This is a genomic window from Rhodococcus sp. KRD162 (assembly GCF_017168335.1).
Lineage (GTDB): Bacteria > Actinomycetota > Actinomycetes > Mycobacteriales > Mycobacteriaceae > Rhodococcoides.
The window spans coordinates 328,106-347,997 of record NZ_JABFAU010000013.1; the positions used below are offsets into that span (position 1 = coordinate 328,106).

Below are 19,892 nucleotides of genomic sequence, written 5' to 3' on the forward strand. Positions count from 1 at the left end.
GATACTAGTTTCAGCTTCAAGCTGGCGCCTGGCAACTCCCTGAGAGTTTTGTCCGTTTCCTGCGTGCACGTCTGTCGGTGTCGCCAGGCACAATGGAAATCATGGATCCGGTGGACGCACTTCGAGAGATCGGATACTGGCTCGAACGCTCTCGCTCGGACACCCACCGCGTCAAGGCATACCGTCGGGCCGCGGATGTCGTCGAATCCCTCAGTGCTACACAGCGATCTGAGCACGAGAAGGCGAACAGCTGGGCCTCGTTGCCCGGCATCGGCGCGAAGACCTCACTGATCATCCGCCAAGCGCTCACCCAGGACGTCCCGGACTATCTCAGCGAGCAGCGCCGCGCCGCGGAGCCCATCGGCAACAACGACCTCCGCGCCGCATTGAAGGGTGATCTGCACACGCATTCCAACTGGTCCGACGGCGGCAGCCCGATCGAGGAGATGATGCGCACCGCCGCCGGGATCGGTCACGAGTACTGCGCGCTGACCGACCATTCCCCGCGTCTGAAAGTCGCGAACGGCCTTACCGCCGAGCGCCTGCGCGCACAACTCGACATCGTCGCCGAACTCAACGAGCAACTGGCACCGTTCCGCATCCTCACCGGGATCGAGGTCGACATCCTCGACGACGGATCGCTCGACCAGGACGAGGGCCTGCTCGCCGAGCTCGATGTGGTGGTGGCAAGCGTGCACTCCAATCTGCGCGCCGACTCGGTGGCGATGACCAAACGCATGGTCACCGCCATCGCCAACCCGCATGTCGACATCCTCGGCCACTGCACCGGACGGCTCGTCGAAGGCGCACGCGGCACCAGACCCGAGTCGACGTTCGACGCACCCGTGGTGTTCGAGGGCTGCCGCCAGTTCGGCACTGCCGTGGAAATCAACGCAAGGCCCGAACGGCAGGATCCGCCCGAACGGCTGATCGACATCGCCCTCGAACGAGACTGCCTGTTCGCCATCGACACCGACGCGCATGCACCTGGCCAGCTCGACTGGCAGGGGTACGGCTGCGTTCGCGCCGAAGCCCGCGGCGTGCCCGCAGAGCGCGTCATCAACACCTGGTCGCTCGACGACCTGCTCGCGTGGACGGCCCACCGCACGTGAACCGTCGCCACTTCCTCTCCGGCCTGTTGACGGTCGCGCTGGTGGGCTGCAGCTCCACCGACATCGATTCCTCGCCGAGTACCGCCGAGACGTATTCTGCTGCGCTGCAACCAGTATCGGGGCCCGTGGGCGATCCGGTCCGGTTGAAGTACGGATTCGAGCCGGACAACATCGGCGACCTCTACCTTCCCGACAACAACGCCGACTCGCTCCCGGTGGTGGTGATGATTCACGGCGGCGGATGGCAGGAAAACCTCGACCTGTCGTACTTCCAGCAGATGGCAGCGGCCATCGCGAACGAAGGCATCGCCGTGTGGAACGTCGAATACCGACGCGGGCCGAACAACTGGGCCAACACCCTCTCGGACGTCGACGACGCCACCGAGGCCCTGGCCACCGTCGTACAGGACGCAGCAGGCGGGCGGCTCGATCTCGACCGGGTCCACCTCGCGGGGCATTCCGCCGGTGGACAACTCGCTGCATGGGTGGCCGCTCGACACCTCATGCCCGTCGACGCGCCCGGAGCAGAACCGACCATCAAGCCACGCAGTGCCACCATCATGGCCGGTGTCTTCGACATGAAGCGGGCCGCCACCCTCGGTCACGACAAGTTCGTGCCCGCGTTCCTCGGCGGCATGCCGAACGAGGTACCCGGCCGCTACAAGATCGCGTCCCCCATCGAATACCTCCCCCTCGACGTCCCATTGACAGCGCTGCACGGTGACGCCGATCAGACGGTCTCGGTGAACCAGAGCCGGGTCTACGTCGACGCAGCAACCAAGGCGGGCAGCACCGACACCGAACTCGTCGTGCTGCCGGGAGCCGGTCACGGATCGTTCCTCGACCCGAAGAACCTCGCCTGGGCGACCGCGCTGAGCACCATCTCCGGGCGGGCGCAGACTCTGCTCTGACCGAAGGTGGTACACAGTTGCGATGAAACGAAGAATCGCCGCTGGACTGTTCGGACTGATCGTGGCCGTCTCGGCTGCAGGCTGCAGCGAAAACTCGTCGACCGAGCCACCGTCGACCACTCCTGCCGCTACTTCCACCACGACCTCGGAGGCCACCGCGGCCGAATCCACCACCACGGTCGACGCGCCCGCGCCGGAGGCCGACACTGCGTCACCCGAGACGCAGGCCACCGAGCCCGCCGCTCCGACCGATCCGACCTCGGGCGTCACCGGCGAAGCGCTCTACCAGCAGACCTGCACCCAGTTTCTGCCGTCGATCGATGCACTCGAGCAAACCGGGATGTCCGACCGTGCCACCTCGGTCGAGGGTCTGCGCAACGAAATGACCAACTCACCCAGCTGGAGCTCCGTACCGCCGAGTGATCAGAACGAAATTCTGCGCGGCCTCGATGCCGCCGGCGCGGGGCAGTGCTGAACGTCCGAGTCGCTGCGCACGGGGTGTCTCGGTCGCCGTATCCGCGCCCGAGCCCTGACAAACGCGCGCGCGTTCGCCAGGTGCGCGCGAAATAGCCCCGAATCCGACGCGAATCCGCGCGCGTCCAACGAATGCGCGCGCGTTTGCGGCGAAACCGGCGCACAAAAAAGCTCCCCACCTGCGTGAACAGGTGGGGAGCTGTGGCGGTGGCGGAGGGATTTGAACCCTCGGACGGGGATTACCCGTCACACGCTTTCGAGGCGTGCTCCTTAGGCCGCTCGGACACGCCACCGCAGAAGACTGTACCGGAATGAGCGCCTGAGGCTAAATCGCCTGCTCAGGGGCACTATTCCCCTGAGAAAGAAGCTCGTCAGCGCTGGCGGGCGAAGAATCGAGTGAGCAGCTCCGCGCACTCGGCTTCCAACACTCCGCCGCGTACCTGTGGCCGGTGCGTGAGTCTTCGGTCGCGCACGACGTCCCACAGCGAGCCGACGGCTCCGGTCTTGGGTTCCCAGGCCCCGAACACCACGGCCGAGACCCGGGCCAGCACCAACGCTCCCGCGCACATCGTGCAGGGTTCGAGCGTGACGGCCAGAGTGCAGTCTTCGAGTCGCCAGCCGTCACCGTGTACCGCGGCCGCGCGACGCAAGGCGAGCACTTCCGCGTGCGCGGTGGGGTCGCCCGACGCCTCCCGTGCGTTGCAGGCCCGGGCGATCTCACGTCCCGTGCCGTCGAACACGACGGCACCGACGGGTACGTCGGCATCCGATGCCTGCGCCGCGGCCGAGAGTGCTGCTCGGATCATGTCGGCGTCGGGCACTGCCATCGGTCAGCGCCGCAGCTTGTTCACCGCTGCGGAGAACTCGTCCTCGAAGCCCAGGCGTTCGGCGATTGCCTGCAGTTGCTCGTCGGGATAGTCGTCGGTCTCGGCGACGATGATGCCCAGCAGGGCCTCGGGTAGTCCGAGATCGGCGAGTAGGGCGAGATCGCCTTCCTCGTAGGGTTCGATGTCGTCGAGTTCGTCGGGGTCGAGGTCGGGGATTTCGATGTTGAGGGCGTCGAGGACGTCCGCGGCAATTTCGTAGTCGACGGCGGCGACCGCGTCGGACAGCAGTAGTCGAGTGCCGGACGGTGCGGGACGCAGGATCACGAAGAATTCCTCGTCCACGTCGAGCAGTCCGAACACTGCCCCCGAGCTGCGGAGTTCACGCAGTTCGGTCTCTGCCGCCGACAGACTGGTCAGGGCGTCGTCGGACAGTGGCGTCACGGTCCATTTGCCGTCCTCTCGGACAACTGCGACGCCGAATCCCTCGAGGTCGTCGTACTCCGATGCGGATGCACGATTGTCTTTCGCGCGCTGTGCGGCCATGCGCGCAACGGTAGTCCGGTTGGGGCCGGTATTCGAAGTCACCTCCCATGGACACCATGTACCTGTGCCAATCTGGTCGGGTGACTTCTTCCTCTGTGTGCGTTCTCGGTCTCGGATTGATCGGTGGGTCGATTCTGCGGGCAGCCCATCGCGCCGGCCGTCCGGTGTGGGGGTGGAACAGATCGGCCGAGGCGATCGCTGGCGCTGCCGCCGATGGATACGACGTCGGAACCGACTTGGCAGCGGCCCTGAGCAGGGCAGCAGCCGAGGATGCGTTGATCGTGATCGCCGTCCCGATGCCTGCCGTCGACTCGGTTCTGGCTGCTGTCTGCGAGCATGCGCCCGCAGCTGCGCTCACCGATGTCGTCAGCGTCAAGGCCGAGGTGGCTGCTGCGGTCGAAGCGCGCGGATTGCAGGCACGCTACGTCGGCGGGCATCCGATGGCCGGGACCAGCTCCTCGGGTTGGTCGGCCACCGATCCCTCCTTGTTCGTCGACGCGGTGTGGGTGGTGGGAACGGACGCAGGAGTCGACGCCGAGGTGTGGGTCGAGGTGGCGCGGCTCGCCCTCGACTGTGGTTCGGTGGTGGTGCCTGCTGGAAGCGACGAACACGATCGTGCGGTCGCCAGGATCTCGCACCTGCCGCATCTGCTGGCCGAGACCCTCGCGATCGTGGGGGCTGCCGGCGGACCGTTGGCATTGGGCCTGGCTGCGGGCTCGTTCCGGGACGGCACTCGGGTGGCGTCGTCCTCGCCGAATCTGGTCCGCGCGATGACCGAGGGCAATGCGGCCGCGCTACGAACCGCGCTCGACGAGGCGATGGACACGCTGTCGGCGGCCCGCGCGGAACTGGACGAGGCCTCGACGAAAGCACTGGTCGACGCCGGTCACGCCGCTCGCCTGCAGTACGAGCAGCACGAGCGATTCGAGATCGCCGGCATCACCCCGGGCGAGCCGGGGTGGCGGGAGAAGATGCGGGACGCGGGTCGACGCGGTGGCGTTGTGCGTCAGATCCGTTCGGCCAACGCCGGGTAGTCGAGGACGAAACCGTCCGAATCGACCTTCACCGACGCCGTGGAGACCGGCGAGATGACGTAGATGCCGTCGGCACCACTGCTGTAGGTCAAGGTGGCCTCTTGAATGCTCAGGTCGAGCAGATTGACGTAGACGGTCGGCACCTCGACGTCCTGGACCTGAGTGTGCAGACCGAATCGGCGGATCGGCAGAGTGTTGAAGAACGGGCTCAGAACCATGTCCACGTCGAGCGCGCCGCTGTAGGTCGAACGTTGATGGCTGCTGCTGTTCTCCACCATCCAGTAGCCCTCGTCGTCTCGGCTGACCGATGCCTGCCGGTCGCCGGAGGACAGCGAGGTGCGGACCGAGAGCCGTTTGGTGACGCCGTACTCGTCGGTCACCAGGTCGTAGGAGGCACTGAATGCGGGATGGTCGGCGCACTCGGCACCGATGATGCGTCCGGCTGCCTTGATCCGGTTGCCGGAGAGCTGGACGCGCACGGACTCCATACGAGGAACATCGTGGGCTCGCCACGTCAGGATCGAGGGCCAGGTTTTCGCGTCGGCGGCGTCAGACGCGGGGACGGAGGCATGCTCGGCACCCGATGCTGGAGTGATCACCCACCTACGGTATGCGACAAGCCCCGCCGAAGAACAAGCGGACGTGCCTTTTACCCGCGTTTACTACAGTGATACCCGTGACAACAGAGCACTCGGGCGGCGGGCAGTTCGATTTCGCCCACTCCGAACAGGCCGCGAAGAGTCGACAGGACAAGGCGACGGCTCTGGCGCGCTACGTCTGGGATCGCGGCATCAGCGGCGGCGAGCTCCTCGAACTCACCGACGCCGTCCGCCGAAAACTGGCGCGCGCCGCCGATCTGCACCCACCGAGCACGATGGAAACGTGGACGATCGTGGCCGAGTTGCTCGACCGGAAGTCCGCGTGGGCGGCCGAGCATCCCAGTCACGACGGCGCGACGCCCCGGCACTCCGACGAGAAGATCATGTGGGTCAAGCCGCCCATCACGCCCTGGACCTAACAGCGAAACTCAGACCAGCGAGTCCTCCCACGCCTGTTGCAGGTGCGCGAAGCGTCCATCCCCCGCGATGAGGTCCTCGGGGGTTCCGTCCTCCACGATGTGACCGTCGGCCATGACGAGCACACGATCGGCGATGGCCACCGTGGAGAGCCGATGCGCGATGATCAGTGCTGTTCGTCCCTGCAGGATCGTCTCCAGTGCGCGTTGCACCAGCCGCTCGCCCGGAATGTCCAGGCTGGAGGTGGCCTCGTCCAGCACGATCACCGAGGGCGCGGCGAGGAACACCCGCGCAAAGGCGACCAATTGTCTTTGCCCGGCGGACAATCTGCCACCACGCTTGCGTACGTCGGTATCGATACCGTCCGGCAGCGAGGCGATGAACTCGGTCAGTCCGACGGCTTCGGCGGCAGCACGTACCTCCGCGTCGGTGGCCGTGGGGCGTCCCAATCGGATGTTGTCTGCCACCGATCCGGAAAACAGGAACGACTCCTGCGTCACCATGACGACGTTGCGACGCAGGTCCTCGTCGCCGATCCGGCGCATATCGATGCCGTCGAGCCGCACTGCACCGTCGGTCGGATCGTAGAAGCGTGCCAACAGCTTCGCCAGCGTCGACTTGCCTGCGCCGGTGGCTCCGACCATCGCTACCACCTGACCTGCCGGCACGTGCAGGGAGAACTCGGGCAGCACGACGCGTTCGGGGCCGTAGGCGAAGTGCACGCCGTCGAACGTGATGTCGCCCTTCGCTGTTCCGATCGGCACCGGGTCTGTCGCGGCCGCAACCGATGGCTCTTCCTCGAGCACGCCGGAGATCTTCTCCAGTGCAGCCGCGGCGGACTGGTAGGCGTTGAACACCATCGCCAGCTCGTCGAGCGGGCCGTAGAACCGTCGTAGATAGAGCACGTAGGCCGCCAGCACACCGATATCCATGTGTCCGTTGATCACTCGCCAGCTGCCGAACACGAGGATGATCGCGAGCGTGAGGTTGCCTATCCACCGCACGATTCCGGTGTAGCTGGCCATGCCCCGCAGTGCCGCGGTGGTGGCGTCTCGATACTCCGAATCCTCGGCGCCCAGAATCGCGTCGTTTCGGCCTTCACGGCGGAAGACCTGCACGGCGCGGATTCCGCCCATCGACTCGACGAAATGGACCACCACGCGCGCGATCGCCACCCGCGTTCGACGGTATCCCTGGCGTTGACGCCGCTGGGACCAGCGGGTGACGAGCACCAGTGGGACGAAGCCGGCCAGCACGATCAGCGCCATCGGCACATCGAGATACACCAGAATGATCGCAATGGACACCATCGACAGGATGGCCGTCAGGGCGTCGTTGAGCGCACTCTCGAGCAGAGTCTGCAGAGATTCGACGTCGCTGGTCAGTCGCGAGATCAACCGTCCCGAGGTGTAGTTCTCGTGGAACGACAGGCTCAGCTTCTGGGCGTGGTCGAACACCCGCCCACGAAGGTCGTAGAGAATGTTCTGGCTCAGCCGACCGGACACGGTGAGAAATGCGTAGGTGGTGAACATCCCGAGCAGACCGAAGCCGGTGTAGCCGCCCACTGCCCACAGCAGCGGACCCCAATCTCCCTGTCCCGCAGCGCCGACGCCGTTGTCCAACGCATAGGCGATGAACAACGGGCCGGCGACATAGGTGATGTTGTCGACCAGAATGATCAGCAACGACAGCAGCGCCTGCTTCTTGTACGGGCGCACCAGCGACGCCAGTAAGCGACGAGATCGGCCTGCCAGCACCAGGTTTCCGGTGGCGTCGACATCGGAGTCCTCGCCGCCGACACCGCGCCAATCCTCGATGGAAGTCTGCTCACTCATGAACCGACCCCATCACCTCGCGGTACCGCGGCGACGACGCCAGCAGACCCTCGTGCGTTCCTTGCTCCACGATCGTTCCGTTCTCGAGATACAGCACACGGTCGGCCAACGCAGCGGTCGACGGCCGGTGTGCCACCAGCACTGTCGTCGAATGCGCCAGTACGCGCCGCAACTGCTTCTGCACTCGCGCTTCGGTGTCCACGTCGAGCGCGGACAGCGGGTCGTCGAGTACCAACACCCGCGGCTTGCCCAGCACTGCCCGCGCCAAGGCGAGGCGCTGCCGTTGACCACCGGACAGGCTCATACCCTGCTCGCCGATACGGGTGGCCAGTCCCCACGGCAACTGCTCGACGAAATCCGTTGCGTGCGCGATCTCCAACGCCTCGGCCACCTCGGCATCGGATGCGCCGGGGGAACCGAGCGCGATGTTCTCGCGCGCACTGGCGGAGAACAACACCGGATCCTCGAAGGCGACCGAAACAATGGATCGCAAGTCGGCCAATCGCATCGAGGCCACATCGATGCCGTCGATCGAGATGGTGCCCTCGGTGGCGTCGAACAATCGGGGTACGAGGTTGGTCAGCGCAGTTTTTCCACTACCGGTCTTGCCGACGAGGGCGACGGTCTCCCCCGGTTCCACGACGAAGCTGACACCGGTGAGCAGTGGCGCGGACGCGTCGGGAAAGGTGAATCCGACGCGATCGAAGTGCACTCGGCCACGAATGGTCTCGGGCAATTCGACGGGATTTTCCGGATCGGTCACTGTCTCCGGGGTGTCGATGATCTCCCAGTACCGATCGCCGCCGTGCGTGCGTTGTTCAGCTCGGCCAGCAGGTAGCCGAACGATTCGATCGGCCACAGCAGAAATGTGACGATGGCGATGGCCGCGACGAGTGTGCCGACCGACATGGTGCCCTGCACGATCGAGTAGGTTCCTACCGCCAGGATCGCCCCGATGGTGACCGGTTGCAGTCCGACGATCACGGTCCAGATGATCGCAAGGTACCGAACCTTTTTCAGCTCGGTGCCGCGCAGGGTGCGGGCCTGACGAAGAAACTGCGTGCCCAGGTGCGCACTTCGCCCGAAGGCCTTCAACACTCGGATGCCTTGGATGGACTCCTCGACCGTGGTCGTCACATCACCTGCCTGATCCTGGGCGTCACGAGCCACGACACGATAGAGCGTCTCGAACTTGGTGCAGGCGATCACCAGCGGCACCGATGTCACCAGCATGATCAGTCCCAATTGCCAGGACTGGACGAGCAGTACACCGATCCCCACGACGAGCGTCACGGTGTTGATGATGATGAACGGGCCGATGAACGCCATGAACCGGCGCAGCGAACCGAGATCGGCGATGGCACGCGAGAGCAGCTGGCCCGACTCCCAACTTTCGTGAGCCGATACCGACAGTCGCTGCAACTTGTCGAATACTGTTGCGCGCGCTGATATCTCGAACTGACTCGACGGCCTGGACACCAAATACCTGCGCACCCAGATGCCGGCCGCATCGATGGTGCCCAACAGCAGGATCAGCATGGCGGGCCACCAGACCGCAGCAAAATTCCGGTCGGTGATGGGGCCGTCGATGACGCGCTGCATCACCAGCGGAATGACCAGACCGGTCAGGGTCGCGATGAGCGAGACCACGATGGAACCGATGTAGAACCATTTGTACGGGGCCAGGAACGGAGCGAATCGCTGCAGTGATGTGGGCGGGCGCACCATTTTCGGGTTCGGCTGATCAGCAGATCGGACTTCGGGATCTAGCACACCCGTGGACACGTGTTGTTCTCCTTTTGCTGTGCCCGGATGATTTCATTACACAGGCTCAGTTTCCAACCGATTTTCGGTCCCGCGCATTCCAGTGTGAAACCTCGAGCATGGTCGAGGTCAAGGCCGACCGCGGTGAGTGCCCACACATGGGTGCCCGCGTTCGGAAGCCCTTGTGCGAACGGCAGCAGTGGACGCCGAGAGCACCGACTCTCGAGTACCGTGAGACCGTCGAGCAAGGGAAGGGCACACGTGAGCGCACGGTCGATGGTCGGGTTGTTCGCCGGGATCGGCGGGCTCGAGCTGGGGTTGGCCGAGGCGGGTTGGTCGACCGAGCTGCTGTGCGAGATCGATCCGGGAGCGCAACGGGTCCTCACCGCGCGCATGCCGAACGTGCCGCTGCACACCGATGTCAGCACTCTGCGCAGCCTGCCCTCGGGCACGGAACTGGTCGCAGCGGGTTTTCCCTGCCAGGACCTCTCCCAGGCCGGACGCACCGCTGGCATCACCGGTGCCCGATCCGGTCTGGTCGACGAGGTGTTCCGACTGGTCACCCGCAGGCGGGGTCCGCGCTGGCTGTTGATGGAGAACGTGCCGTTCATGTTGCAGCTCGGCCGCGGAGCGGCCATGCGACACATCACCGACGCGCTCGAGGACCTCGGTTACATGTGGGCCTACCGCGTCGTCGACGCCCGTGCGTTCGGGTTGCCACAGCGGCGACAGCGCGTGGTGATGTTGGCCTCGCGCACCGACGATCCCCGCGAGGTGTTGTTCTCGCAGGACGCAGGCCCGCTGCCCGATGGCGATCCGACAACGCAACCCTGCGGGTTCTACTGGACCGAGGGCATCCGAGGTCTCGGCTGGGCTGTCAACGCGATACCCACCCTCAAGGGTGGATCCTCGCTCGGCATCGCCAGTCCCCCGGCCGTGCGCTTGCCCTCGGGTGAGATCGTCACCCCCGGCATCGTCGGGGCCGAGCGCCTGCAGGGATTCGATCCGGACTGGACGCTCCCCGCTCTGCAGCAACCCGGCGTACGCGCCGGGCACCGCTGGAAACTCGTCGGCAACGCCGTCAGCGTGCGGATGGCGTCGTGGGCCGCGCGAGCGCTGGACGACCCGCAGCCCTACGACGACTCGAAAGACGTGGCCTTGATTCCTGGTCAAGCATGGCCCACCGCAGCCTGGGGTCGTGACCGCTGCAGTTTCCGGGTCCCGGTCTCGACCATGCCGGTGCACGAACCCGCCGAGAATCTGGTCGACTTCCTGGACGACTCGGCGCTGCTCTCGGCACGCGCAACGGCAGGGTTTCTCAAGCGTGCTCGAGCAGGCAATCTGCGTTTCGTGCCCGGATTCCTCGATGACCTCGACGCCCACCTCGAGCGTATGGGTGGGTACGCGGAGCGGGTATCGGTGTGAGCGCAGATCGCCCCGTCACCGACGCCGAGACCAGCGCTCGGCTCAGTAAGCAGAAACGCCGCGACACCAAGCCCGAAGTGGCGCTGCGACAAGCACTGCACCGGCGTGGCCTGCGATACTTCGTCGACCGCGCTCCGGTGAAGGGCATGAGGCGTCGAGCAGATCTGGTGTTCCCCCGGCGCAAAATTGCGGTCTACGTCGACGGCTGCTTCTGGCACAGTTGCCCCGTCCACGCCACGAAGCCCCGCAACAACGCGCAGTGGTGGGCCGAGAAATTGGCTGCCAATGTCGCCCGCGATCGCGACACGGACCGACGATTGATCGACGCGGGTTGGCGGGTGGTTCGGATCTGGGAACACGAGGACCCCGCCGTCGCCGCGGACCGAGTCGTCGACGAACTCTCTGCCGAGTGAAACCGAGAGCAACCCCCGCGCGTCCAACCCGATGATCGGTCGATTCGAGTGGGGGGACACAAGACGATGGGCAGAAGATGGCGACTTGCGGCGATGGCGCTGACGGTGGCGGTATCGGCGAGCGGCTGCGCGGCGGTAGTGCTCGGCACTGCGTCACCCGCCATCGGTTCGTCCCCGACCACATCGAACAAGTACGGATTCGAGATGTCCGAGACGGACCGATATCTGGCCGACTCCGCGGACTTCGTGCGCAGTCTCGATCCCTGCGGCTTTCTCGTCGAGGCTGATCTCGCTGCCCTCGGCACGGTGGTGCAACTGCGCCCCAACGGCTACCTGAGCTCGTGCTCCGCCAGCCTGACCACCCCGAAATCGAGCGCAACCGACTCCGTCACGATCGATCTGAACAGACATCGGCCACCGTCCGAGGACCCGAACGCCGGGCAGACGACGATCGGAGGCGTCGAGGCGTACCTCGACCACTCCAAGCAAGGGGCGTGCGGTATCAGCTTTGCGCTCCGCGAGAAATTCGACGGTGCCACGACGGCGACCATGGACGGTTTCCTCGCCGCATCCGGTCGTAGCTACGCCTCGATCGAGGTCTCCCGTCGGGTGGGGGATGCATGCGCCGCAGCGAGGTCCATCGCCGAGACCGCACTCGGTCTACTGGACGATCCACCACTGCGCGCCGATTCCAAGTACAACATTGCGCTGGCCTCGAAGGACTTGTGCGCCGTGCTCGAGCACTTGCCCGCAACCTGGACGGTGGACCGGTGGCGACCAGGGTCGGATCCGTACCGTTGCCATTTCATGGCGTCGTCGTCGACGTTCGAGGACAACCTGGCGATGCTCCACATCGAGCTCGGCTACGTCGACAGCGACGCACGTTCGGCGGGCCGCGTGCCCGTCCGGCAGGGCGGCTACACCGTGGAGACACGCGGCTCGGATTCGACGTGCTTCGCGGACATCGTGCTGGGAAACCCCGTGCTCGGCTTGCCCGACAAAGACGACATCGCTGCGCGCTATGCCCGCACGGTTCCCACGCTGTCCGTCCTGACCGACGACTGCGACTCGGCGGTGGCGCTGGCGGTGTCCGCTGCCGATCTACTCACTGGCTAGCCTTGGTCGGTGCGCGCGAAAACCGACGGTGTGGATGTCCGCCGAGTACTGACGGCGGTGTCTGTGATCCTCGCCGGACTGCTGTACTCCGCGTGGGTGGCCGAATTCTTCCTCGATACCGGGCTCGACCCGACCCGATCGTTCCTCAGCGAACTCGACGCCCGCGATCAGCCGTACCGCGAACTGTTCTCCACCGCGGACGTCGTGACGGGTTCACTGATGATTGTCGCCGCGGTCCTCGGCTTTCTCTCCACCCCGCGTCGACGGCTTCTCGTCACCGGCTGGGTGGCGTCGGGCATCTTCGGTGCCTCCACCATCGCCGACGCGAAACTCCCCATCGACTGCGTCGCGGCCGATGATCCGAGCTGCCCGATCGAGCCGAGCGGGCTGTTTCCTCAATTGCATCACCTTCATGCCCTCACCAGCACCATCGCGGTGTTCGCCATCTTCACCGTCATGATCGCGTTCACGCTGGCCGCGTTCCGGTACCGGATCTATCCTCTGCTTCACACCCTCGGCATCGCTGTCCTGGTGGTGACAACGCTGGCGACGGCGTGGCTGATGATCGCGGACAATCTCCCCGGCGAGTACAGCCTCGGCATCGCTCAACGCGTTCAGGTGGGCGGGATGTCGGCGTACCTGGTGGTGCTGGGATGTGCGCTTAGACTCGGGGCATGGCCTTCACCGCGACCGAACTCACCGGATCCAAGGTAGAGCAGTACCGCCAGCTCACCGAGCAGGCCCGCGGCCTGGTGTTCGAGGAGTCCGATCTCGTCGCCAACGCCGCCAATCTGTCCGCGTTGGTGTATCACGCTCTGCCCGAGGTCAATTGGGTCGGCTTCTACCTGTACGACGACACCGAGCTCGTGGTCGGGCCGTTTCAGGGGCAGCCTGCGTGCGTCCGCATCGCCCTGAGCGCAGGGGTCTGCGGCGCGGCCGCCACCACCGGTGAGACCCAACGCGTCGCCGATGTGCACGACTTCCCCGGCCACATCGCCTGCGATGCCAACACCCGCTCCGAGGTGGTCGTACCGCTGTACCAGGGCGAGAGGTTGATCGGGGTGTTCGACCTCGACAGCCCCGTGACGGATCGCTTCGACGCCGAGGATCAGGCCGGCCTCGAAGCGATCGCCGCGGTCTTCGTCAACTCGCTCGGCTAGCCGCACCTGCTGCGGACTCGAAGAACCAGGCCATCACCAAAGCCCCCGGGTCCACGACGCCTCGCGCGGCCTCACCGACGTAGCTGGCTCGGCCACGGTTGGCGGTGATGTCCTTCGTCGATTCGGCTCCGGTCTTCGCCGCATCTGCTGCTGACTGCAGGGTGCCGCCGTCCTTTTCGAGCGCATCGACGGCCGGGGCGATGGCGTCGACCATCGTCTTGTCGCCGACGCGAGCACCGCCGAGTTCGGTGATGCTGTCCATTCCGGCGCGCGCTGCTGCAGTGATGGCCGCGGTATCGGGTTCGGCGTCGAGGAATGCACGGTAGAACTGACGGAACCAGATGCCGAACAGGGCCCCGGACGTGCCGCCCGAGTGGCCGAGGTATGCCTCACTGACCGCCTCGAATACCGTTGCTGCCGAATAGCTTTCTTTCAACGAATCCAGATCGAGCTGGCCGAGCGCGGCCACCATGTTGGTTCCGAAGTCGCCGTCGCCTGCCTTCCGGTCCAGTTCGGTCAGGGCAGGTTCTTCGTCGAGTACCCGCTGCGCCCAGGTCCCGATCCACTCCGAGACGAAGGCCGATCTGTCGCCGGTATCGGCCGGGGTGTACGTCGGCCCGAAGCCTCCCCGCTCGCCTACCGGCTTCGCTCCGCGGCTCGATGCATTGGGCCAACCGGGCGCATCGGTGGGCGCATCCCAGAGTTCGAGCATCTCCTCGTCTGCGCGCACGAGCGTGATCGAGGCTCCGCCCATGTTCAGCGCGGTGACGAAACTGCCGACGAGCGACCGGGTGATCTCGATCCCTTTGCCCGAGAGATATTCCGACAACTCACCGAACAGCAGGTGCAGCTCGAGCGGATGAGTTGCGCCGAGTCCGTTGACGACGGCGATCACCGACTCACCCGAGCTCAACCCGAGCGAGTCGACGATGGGCTCGGCGAGCTTCGCGACGATCTCCTGGGCAGGCAGCTCGGCCACACGGTCGGTACCGCGCTCGCCATGGATCCCGATACCCAGTTCGATTTCGTCCGAGGGCAATTCGAACGACGGACCGTCCGCACCCGGCAGGGTCGGCGGGTTAAGCGCGACGGCCATGCTGCGCGCGTTCTCCGCGGTTCGACGCCCGAGCGCTACCACTGCTTTCAGATCGTCGCCCCGTTCTGCTGCTGCGCCACAGACCTTTTCGACGACGATGGTGGCCGCTGTTCCGCGTCGACCCGGGCCGTCCTCGCTCTCGCTCGCGACGTCGTCATCGACGAGAATCACATCGGCGACAATGCCGTCCTCCTCCAACAATTCTCGGGCGATTCGGAAGTTCATCACGTCGCCGGTGTAGTTCTTCACGATGTGCACCACGCCGCCGCCGGAGTCCACCGCCTTGGATGCCTCGTGCACCTGAAGCGCATTGGGCGAGGTGAACACCAGACCGGGGCATGCTCCGGTGAGCATGCCGCTCCCGATGAAGCCCGCGTGCATCGGCTCGTGACCCGATCCGCCGCCGGACAGCAGGGCGACCTGACCGTCGGAGATGCGATAGCGGCGAGTGAGGAACCCTGGGTCGGCATGCCAGGCGATGTCGTCGGTGGCAGCGACGAAGCCGCGCAGTGCGTCGGCGACGAATGTTCGAGGGGAATTGGAGAACATGCCTCCACAGTAATGCCCTGCTGCGCGTTCCTCCGTCGGTTCTGCCTGACCGATACAGTCGGGATATGAGTACCGAATCCTGGACGCTCGACGCAGCGGACGGCGGACAGCTGGCCGTTCGGACCGATGTCGTGGGAAAGGCATCCAGAATGGGGCATCGGCTCACGATTGCGGTGACCTCCTGGACTGCCACCGTCGAGTGGTCCGGGGGCGCACCGACCACGGTCGCGTTGACCGCCGAGGTGGCCTCGCTCGATGTGGTGCACGGCGAGGGCGGACTGACGCCCCTGCTCGGCCCCGAGAAGGTCGTGGCGAAAGCCAACGCGCTCAAAAGCTTCGACGCAGAACGCTATCCGAGAATTCAGTTTCGTTCGGAGGAGATCACTGCCGTGGACTCCGGGTTTCGGCTGGCAGGCACAGTGGAGATTCACGGGGTTTCGAGGCAGATCGCCGTGGAAGTCACCGTCGCCGATCTCGGCGATCGGTGGCACATCCGGTCCGAAACTGCTGTGCGTCAATCGGAGTACGAGATCACTCCGTACTCGCAGATGTTCGGGGCCATGAAGGTGGCGGACGAGGTGATCGTGACATTCGATGCCGAATATCGAGTGCGGCCCTGAGCCTTTCCAATTTTCCTGCCATGGTGGACACTACGGCGGTGAGTCGAAATCGATGGAAGCTCGGATCGTACACATCGGCCCTGGTGCTGGCGGTGGTGTTGATCGCGGGCTGCAGCAGTCCGGCAACCACGTCCACTGATGGATCTGTCGGAGTGAACGTCAACGGCGTGGGAGAAGTCCAGGGTGCGCCCGATACCCTGACGGCGCGGATCGGTGTCCAGGTCACGGCCGAGGATGTCACTGCCGCCATCGAAGAAGCGAACGCGGCCGCTACAAGCGTCACGGACGCGGTGGTCGCAGCGGGCGTCGACCGCGCGGATATCCAGACCCAGCAGGTCTCGATCGATCCGCAGTACTCGGGTGCGCTCCCGGGCGGTGACTCGACGATCTCCGGATATCAGGCCACCAATACCCTGCAGGTCACGGTTCGAGACCTGTCGAAGGCGTCCGCGGTGCTGGGGGATGCCACCTCGGCGGGCGGAAATGCGACCCGTATCTCCGGGGTGTCGTTCAGGATCGACGACGACTCCGAGTTGATCGCCGATGCTCGTTCCAGGGCGTTCGCCGATGCCAGAGATCGCGCCGAGCAGTATGCCGGCCTCGCGGGTGGCGAACTCGGCGACGTCGTGTCGATCACCGAGTCGATCACCGGGCAGGAGCAGCCGACGTCCTTCCGTGATTCTGCGGGTGCGGCGAGTATGGCGGTGCCCATCGAACCGGGGCAGCAGACCGTGTCGGTGTCGGTGTCGGTGCGATGGGCGTTGAACTAGTGTCGGCCCTCGAGCCGGGGAGGCGGCATGCGGTAGTTCACCGGGGTGGCCGAGAAATCCACCGGGTTTCGGACGCCGTCTGCGGCTGATCCCGGCACGTCGACCCGTGGCCCGAGTCCGAGTGACTCCGCGAACGCGAAGGCCTCTTCGACGGAGTTGACCGGCCCGGCGGGAACGTTCCGGTCCATCAGCGCTCGGTACCATTCGTCCGCGGTGCGTCTGCGCAATGCCGAGGTCAGAATGTCGACCAGCTGATCTCGATGTTCGACGCGAGCGGAGTTGGAAGAAAAGCGCTCGTCCTCGGCCAGGTTCGGCTCGTCGAGCACCTCGACCAACGCCCGAAACTGCCGGTCGTTTCCCACCGCCAGTGCCAACGGGCGGTCGGCAGTTTCGAACACCTCGTACGGCACGAGCGAGGGATGCTTGTTGCCCATGGGAGCCGGCACCACGCCCGCCCCCAGGAAGGCCGCCGACTGGTTGCTCAAGGCGGACAGCACCGAGGCCATCAGTGAGGTGTGTACCTGTTGCCCCACACCGGTTCTGGAGCGATGATGCAGTGCCGCAAGGATTCCGCTCAGCGCGTGGAGACCGGTAACGATGTCGACCATCGCCACACCCACTTTGGTCGGGGTGGAGGCGTCGGGGCCGGTGACACTCATCAGACCGCCGACCGCCTGGACCACCAGATCGTAGCCGGGAAGTGCCGCGCCCCCACCGGTACCGAAACCGGTGATCGAGCAATAGATCAGACCGGGATTCTGCTGCGTCAGAGTCGAATAGCCCAATCCCAATCGGTCCATGGCACCGGCCCGGAAGTTCTCGATGAGAATGTCTGCGCCGGCAATGATCTCGCGGGCCTCAGCTGCACCGCTGTCCGACTGCAGGTCGATGAACCTCGAGGTCTTGTTCCGATTGACGGAGTTGAAATATGTTGCGGTGCCGCCCGAGTCGTACGGCGGTGCCCACGACCGAGTGTCGTCGCCTCGTCCGGGACGCTCGATCTTGATCACCTCGGCACCCATGTCGCCGAGCATCATCGTCGCGTACGGGCCTGCGAGTACGCGAGAGAAATCCGCGACGACGAGTCCTTCCAGTGGACCGGTGGCAGCTGTCATCGGTCCACTGTATTGGTCGACAGGCCGCGGTTCAGTTCAGGTCGGGAACGAACGCTCCCAGGACGGCGACCATCGTCTCGACGATGAGCTCGATCGGTGGGCGAGGCGGAGCCGTGCGGGACCAGTCGGAGACGATCTCGGTGAGTGCCCCGAGGAATGCCGTTGCGGCCAAACGGTATCCGCCAGGGGGAACGAAGTCGAGCCCGATTTCCGCACGCAGGGTGGCCTCGAAGAACTCCACCCACTGCGCACGGCGGCGCGTGCGGTGCTGTTCCACGGCGTCGCTGACACCCAGCATCTCCAGATACGAAATCCGCGCGCGCCGCGGGTCACCACCTATCGATCCGACCAAGGCTGTCATGGCGGCGGCGACGAGCGAGCGGCGATCTCGATCGACGTGACCGTCGAGGGCCGCGACGACTGCAGCCAGCGCGTCGTCCTGAATCAGGTCGTACACGTCGACGAGCAGTGCCTCACGGTTGGCGAACTCGCTGTAGAACTGACTACGCGCGAGACCGGCCGCGGTGCAGATATCCGCCACCGACGTGCCTGCGTAGCCGCGTACTCCGATGACCTCGATCCCGGCCTGGAGGAACCGTGCGCGCCGATCGGCTTTGCGCGCGGCCGACGATTGTCCGGCGTAGATGCGGCCTTGGTCATCGGCGTCGGTCACCGGCGGAGTCTACCGCCGACGAACCGTCCGCCGCCCTGACGCCTCTCGCGTCGGTCACGCCCCGATCGGCTTGCCGAACAGTCCGGCGACTATCTCGCCGACGGCGTCGACGAAGAGCGGGTGTGCACGCGTGTCGAGTGCCATCGAGCCGACGTCGTTGGTTCGGCAACCCGGTTCGACCGGGACGCCGGCGAAGCGGTCGCGCATCCACAACACCGCGCTCGGGAAGGCGATCAGCTCGAGGGTGATGTGTTCACTGAAATGGTCACGGGTGTAGGTGACATCGGCACCTGGTCGGCTGCAATACGAGTCGACCATCGCGTTGACCGGTCCGATCGGCACCAACCAATCCGGGTTGGAATGGTAGACGTAGAGCGGCATGTTCGGAGTGGTGCCGCCGAGCTGCATCGCAGATAGAGCCTTCTTCACCACTGGTTGCTGGATCGGGTCGCCCTCGGTATGGAGAAAGCCCTTCAGGTTGACGAACGGGAGCAGCGCCGAGCTGTACCCGACACAGAGATTGTCCTTGGCCGCGAACAATGCCCGGCCGAGCGGATCGATATGTGCGTCGATGAACTCGGCCAACTCGGGATCCTCGCGACTTGCACCGATGATCCCTGCCGCGACGATTCCCGAGCCGAGGGCGTTGTTGGCGTTGTCGACCAGTGCCCCCAGTTCGGCTGGCGTGCCGCCCTCGGTGACGCCGACGATATCGAGCTCAGGGGCGTAGCTTTCAGCCAGTTCGGCTGCATGCCCGGTGGCGATCGCGCCGCCGGAGTAGCCGCTCATACCGACCCGGGTGGCCTCCCCAGCGAGCTGCATCGGAGCGAAGTTCTCGGCCGCTCGGATGCCGTCGAGTGTGATCCGACCGGCCACCGGGCCTGCGGCGAACGAGTTGTTCGGACCCTGATGATCGGGCACCGACACCGCCCACCCCTGCGCCAGCGCTGCCTGCACTTCGAGAAATTGTGCCCCCGAGGTCACCGCGCCGGTCACCGGCCAGGGAATGGCTCCCGCTCGCATGGCGTACGAGGGCGCACAGTATGCCGCAAGCGAATCCTCGGCCAACTGGATCGAGAGCAGCGGCCGCGGACCCGTGGCCACGCCACGGGGCTTGATGACCGTGGTCACCGCAGCAATCGGCTCATCGCGGCCGTTGTTGGACCGGAACGACAGCTGCCAGGCATCGACCTGAGTGGGGATGACGTTGAGGGTGGCCAGCTCTACGGGCCGTGCGGCAATGATCTGGCCCGGCGCGGCCGCGGCCACCACGTCGTCGGGCGGAAGGTAGAAATCGGTGTCGAACTCCGGAATTTTCGGCCACGTGAACGGAGCAAGAGGTGGCTGGATTTCCACCTCGGGCGAATCGGGTGCAGCAGCAGCGGGCGTCGTCATGACGGCGAAAGCCGCTGCGGCGGTCATCACGCTGATCGCTGTAC

General features: G+C 65.5%; 20 protein-coding genes, 1 tRNA gene and 1 pseudogene. 12 read left to right on the forward strand and 10 right to left on the reverse strand.

Translation table 11 applies throughout. The annotated features are described in order from the left end of the window. The first annotated feature begins 101 nt into the window (after window positions 1-101). The 3 genes from J1M87_RS18645 to J1M87_RS18655 are packed head-to-tail and all read left to right on the forward strand — an operon-like array spanning window position 102 to window position 2,498. Window positions 102-1,112, forward strand: coding sequence for a PHP domain-containing protein (locus J1M87_RS18645; protein WP_206491044.1), 1,011 nt, complete (start codon window positions 102-104; stop codon window positions 1,110-1,112). After that, window positions 1,109-2,023 carry a S9 family peptidase gene (locus J1M87_RS18650; RefSeq protein WP_206491045.1) on the forward strand — a complete coding sequence of 305 codons (915 nt, stop codon included), beginning with the start codon at window positions 1,109-1,111 and terminating at the stop codon, window positions 2,021-2,023. The genes J1M87_RS18645 and J1M87_RS18650 overlap by 4 nt, the downstream gene beginning before the upstream one ends. Before the next feature lie 22 nt (window positions 2,024-2,045). Further along, window positions 2,046-2,498: a hypothetical protein gene (locus tag J1M87_RS18655; RefSeq protein ID WP_206491046.1), complete on the forward strand. Its 453-nt coding sequence runs from the start codon at window positions 2,046-2,048 to the stop codon at window positions 2,496-2,498. Between the two features lie 201 nt (window positions 2,499-2,699). On the opposite strand, the gene J1M87_RS18660 is transcribed toward J1M87_RS18655, so the two are convergent. The 3 genes from J1M87_RS18660 to J1M87_RS18670 form a co-directional block, all read right to left on the reverse strand. Next, a tRNA-Ser gene (locus J1M87_RS18660) sits at window positions 2,700-2,790 on the reverse strand. Window positions 2,791-2,868: 78 nt separating this feature from the next. Further along, the gene (locus J1M87_RS18665; RefSeq protein ID WP_206491047.1) at window positions 2,869-3,324 is read right to left on the reverse strand and encodes a nucleoside deaminase; all 456 of its coding nucleotides are present in this window, start codon (window positions 3,322-3,324) and stop codon (window positions 2,869-2,871) included. Window positions 3,325-3,327: 3 nt separating this feature from the next. Next, window positions 3,328-3,867, reverse strand: coding sequence for a tRNA adenosine deaminase-associated protein (locus J1M87_RS18670; protein ID WP_206491049.1), 540 nt, complete (start codon window positions 3,865-3,867; stop codon window positions 3,328-3,330). 56 nt (window positions 3,868-3,923) lie between these two features. On the opposite strand from J1M87_RS18670, the gene J1M87_RS18675 reads away from it, so the two are divergent. Further along, window positions 3,924-4,901, forward strand: a complete 978-nt coding sequence (locus tag J1M87_RS18675; RefSeq protein ID WP_206491420.1) for a prephenate dehydrogenase — start codon at window positions 3,924-3,926, stop codon at window positions 4,899-4,901. On the opposite strand, the gene J1M87_RS18680 is transcribed toward J1M87_RS18675, so the two are convergent. Further along, window positions 4,874-5,389 (reverse strand): putative glycolipid-binding domain-containing protein, encoded by a 516-nt coding sequence (locus J1M87_RS18680; RefSeq protein ID WP_241257220.1) that lies wholly within the window; start codon window positions 5,387-5,389, stop codon window positions 4,874-4,876. The genes J1M87_RS18675 and J1M87_RS18680 overlap by 28 nt on opposite strands. A gap of 188 nt (window positions 5,390-5,577) precedes the next feature. Here J1M87_RS18680 and J1M87_RS18685 point away from each other — a divergent pair, with 188 nt between their 5' ends. Then, window positions 5,578-5,919, forward strand: coding sequence for a hypothetical protein (locus tag J1M87_RS18685; RefSeq protein WP_206491053.1), 342 nt, complete (start codon window positions 5,578-5,580; stop codon window positions 5,917-5,919). Window positions 5,920-5,928: 9 nt separating this feature from the next. On the opposite strand, the gene J1M87_RS18690 is transcribed toward J1M87_RS18685, so the two are convergent. Then, on the reverse strand, window positions 5,929-7,752 hold the full coding sequence (locus tag J1M87_RS18690) for an ABC transporter ATP-binding protein (protein ID WP_206491054.1): 1,824 nt from the start codon (window positions 7,750-7,752) through the stop codon (window positions 5,929-5,931). Further along, window positions 7,745-9,537: pseudogene (locus tag J1M87_RS29470) on the reverse strand (ABC transporter ATP-binding protein). The gene J1M87_RS18690 and the pseudogene J1M87_RS29470 overlap by 8 nt, the downstream one beginning before the upstream one ends. 255 nt (window positions 9,538-9,792) lie before the next feature. Between J1M87_RS29470 and J1M87_RS18700 the strand changes: the two are divergent. The 5 genes from J1M87_RS18700 to J1M87_RS18720 all read left to right on the forward strand — a co-directional run bounded on the left by J1M87_RS18700 (window position 9,793) and on the right by J1M87_RS18720 (window position 13,630). Beyond that, complete coding sequence (locus tag J1M87_RS18700) at window positions 9,793-10,941, forward strand: DNA cytosine methyltransferase (protein WP_206491422.1); 1,149 nt, start codon at window positions 9,793-9,795, stop codon at window positions 10,939-10,941. Next, window positions 10,938-11,354: a very short patch repair endonuclease gene (locus J1M87_RS18705; protein ID WP_206491056.1), complete on the forward strand. Its 417-nt coding sequence runs from the start codon at window positions 10,938-10,940 to the stop codon at window positions 11,352-11,354. The genes J1M87_RS18700 and J1M87_RS18705 overlap by 4 nt, the downstream gene beginning before the upstream one ends. 66 nt (window positions 11,355-11,420) lie before the next feature. Then, window positions 11,421-12,470: a hypothetical protein gene (locus tag J1M87_RS18710; RefSeq protein ID WP_206491057.1), complete on the forward strand. Its 1,050-nt coding sequence runs from the start codon at window positions 11,421-11,423 to the stop codon at window positions 12,468-12,470. 9 nt (window positions 12,471-12,479) lie between these two features. After that, window positions 12,480-13,184 (forward strand): DUF998 domain-containing protein, encoded by a 705-nt coding sequence (locus tag J1M87_RS18715; RefSeq protein ID WP_206491059.1) that lies wholly within the window; start codon window positions 12,480-12,482, stop codon window positions 13,182-13,184. Then, on the forward strand, window positions 13,145-13,630 hold the full coding sequence (locus tag J1M87_RS18720) for a GAF domain-containing protein (RefSeq protein ID WP_206491061.1): 486 nt from the start codon (window positions 13,145-13,147) through the stop codon (window positions 13,628-13,630). Before J1M87_RS18715 ends, J1M87_RS18720 begins: the two co-directional genes overlap by 40 nt. Here the strand turns inward: J1M87_RS18720 and J1M87_RS18725 are convergent. Then, complete coding sequence (locus J1M87_RS18725; protein ID WP_206491063.1) at window positions 13,614-15,275, reverse strand: dihydroxyacetone kinase family protein; 1,662 nt, start codon at window positions 15,273-15,275, stop codon at window positions 13,614-13,616. The two genes, J1M87_RS18720 and J1M87_RS18725, sit on opposite strands and share 17 nt — an antisense overlap. A 65-nt stretch (window positions 15,276-15,340) precedes the next feature. Here J1M87_RS18725 and J1M87_RS18730 point away from each other — a divergent pair, with 65 nt between their 5' ends. Together J1M87_RS18730 and J1M87_RS18735 are read left to right on the forward strand one after the other, a co-directional pair. Further along, window positions 15,341-15,895, forward strand: coding sequence for a YceI family protein (locus J1M87_RS18730; RefSeq protein WP_206491065.1), 555 nt, complete (start codon window positions 15,341-15,343; stop codon window positions 15,893-15,895). Between the two features lie 38 nt (window positions 15,896-15,933). Beyond that, the gene (locus J1M87_RS18735) at window positions 15,934-16,665 is read left to right on the forward strand and encodes an SIMPL domain-containing protein (protein ID WP_307830858.1); all 732 of its coding nucleotides are present in this window, start codon (window positions 15,934-15,936) and stop codon (window positions 16,663-16,665) included. On the opposite strand, the gene J1M87_RS18740 is transcribed toward J1M87_RS18735, so the two are convergent. From J1M87_RS18740 to J1M87_RS18750, 3 genes are read right to left on the reverse strand one after another with little or no spacing between them, the layout of a single operon-like run. Then, window positions 16,662-17,780 (reverse strand): CaiB/BaiF CoA-transferase family protein, encoded by a 1,119-nt coding sequence (locus J1M87_RS18740; protein ID WP_206491069.1) that lies wholly within the window; start codon window positions 17,778-17,780, stop codon window positions 16,662-16,664. The two genes, J1M87_RS18735 and J1M87_RS18740, sit on opposite strands and share 4 nt — an antisense overlap. 31 nt (window positions 17,781-17,811) lie before the next feature. Then, window positions 17,812-18,453 (reverse strand): TetR/AcrR family transcriptional regulator, encoded by a 642-nt coding sequence (locus J1M87_RS18745; RefSeq protein WP_206491071.1) that lies wholly within the window; start codon window positions 18,451-18,453, stop codon window positions 17,812-17,814. Between the two features lie 54 nt (window positions 18,454-18,507). After that, window positions 18,508-19,875 carry a lipase family protein gene (locus J1M87_RS18750; protein ID WP_206491424.1) on the reverse strand — a complete coding sequence of 456 codons (1,368 nt, stop codon included), beginning with the start codon at window positions 19,873-19,875 and terminating at the stop codon, window positions 18,508-18,510. Window positions 19,876-19,892 lie beyond the last annotated feature (17 nt).